At 47.8% G+C, this 1,082-nt stretch carries 2 protein-coding genes; both read right to left on the bottom strand.

The window, feature by feature from the left end:
• Positions 1 to 82: 82 nt before the first annotated feature.
• A complete protein-coding gene (locus tag ACSV5M_RS21805) occupies positions 83 to 520 on the bottom strand; it encodes a hypothetical protein (protein ID WP_439178963.1) in 438 nt (145 codons plus the stop codon).
• 53 nt (positions 521 to 573) lie between these two features.
• Positions 574 to 939: a hypothetical protein gene (locus ACSV5M_RS21800; protein ID WP_439178962.1), complete on the bottom strand. Its 366-nt coding sequence runs from the start codon at positions 937 to 939 to the stop codon at positions 574 to 576.
• Positions 940 to 1,082: the final 143 nt, after the last annotated feature.

Raw genomic sequence — 1,082 nt, 5'->3', positions numbered from 1 at the left:
CATACATAACGCGAACCATCCGGTCGCGTTTGAATGCGGGTAATACAACCCAGGTAATGTTGAGGAAACGCCTTCATTGCAATCACTCATTGTGATGGCTTCCGTCATTGCATTCACAGCGTCCATACCGTCGGCCGCAATCACGGCATACAGGCGGGGAATCGGGAATGAGCGCTAACAACTCACGCATCGCATTAAATGTTGAGGAGTCACGACGCTCATATAAGCTATCCCGCATCGCTAACTCGTCGTTATCGAGCTGCGCTTTCACGTAGTCCAATTCTTGTTGAAGACTGCGATCCAATAATTCGGTCACGCTCTCCAGCAACCCGTGTGGCACAAACGTTCCGTCGTTGTTCTTGCAATAAAAGTCCAGGTCCGACGTCCGGTACTGGTTGTTGTTACCCACCCAGCAATAGGCGTCCCAACTCTCATGGTCCAGTTGTACTTCAAACGGTTGGGCGCAGCGTTGCGATGGGTAATATTTACTTGTTGGATTGAGATTAGCGTATAAGGTCATAGTGAATTCCCTCAAAAAAATAGGAGCACCCTAAGGTGCCCCCGTGTTTGAAGTTAAATAAGAATGCGAGCAACAGGGACTGGCATAAGATTAACCAATACGTCGAACTCCGTTTTCTCGACAATCTTTGCGTTGATCAGCGCATCAAAAATGCCTCGATTTTCTGAGTAATCTTTGATAGCCGTTTCTTTGTAACCAAATGGATAACCTGGAACGCACAAAGACGCCGTTGCAAACGGATCTCCGGGCGAACACGTGTCGGCATCTGAACGCGAGCGGTTTTGCTCCGTATCGGCGACATAAAGTTGAATCACATGTTGCCGACGATTATTTTTGTAAAGTCCTTCAACACAAACTTCACAATCGATATCGTCGAATCGCACGATATGTTTGACTTTGACGGGAGTGGACTCAGTCATGGTATAGCTCCTTAAAAAACGAGGAGCACCCACAAGGGGATGACTCCCCAAGTGGGTGAATAGAAGATTACTCGGAAACAATCAATGCAAAGCGATCACGTGACACGCTTTCGTGCCAGCGAAACCGGAATGTGCTCAGAGAA

Source organism: Cellvibrio sp. ARAG 10.3, assembly GCF_051846955.1.
In the GTDB taxonomy this organism is placed as follows: Bacteria; Pseudomonadota; Gammaproteobacteria; order Pseudomonadales; family Cellvibrionaceae; genus Cellvibrio.
The sequence above is the reverse complement of the archived record's forward strand: the minus strand, read 5'-3'. Positions and strand labels throughout refer to the sequence as shown.

Coding starts and splice junctions, on each gene's coding strand:
- ACSV5M_RS21800 (WP_439178962.1), bottom strand. CDS start 939: ATGACTGAGTCCACTCCCGTCAAAGTCAAACATATCGTGCGATTCGAC.
- ACSV5M_RS21805 (WP_439178963.1), bottom strand. CDS start 520: ATGACCTTATACGCTAATCTCAATCCAACAAGTAAATATTACCCATCG.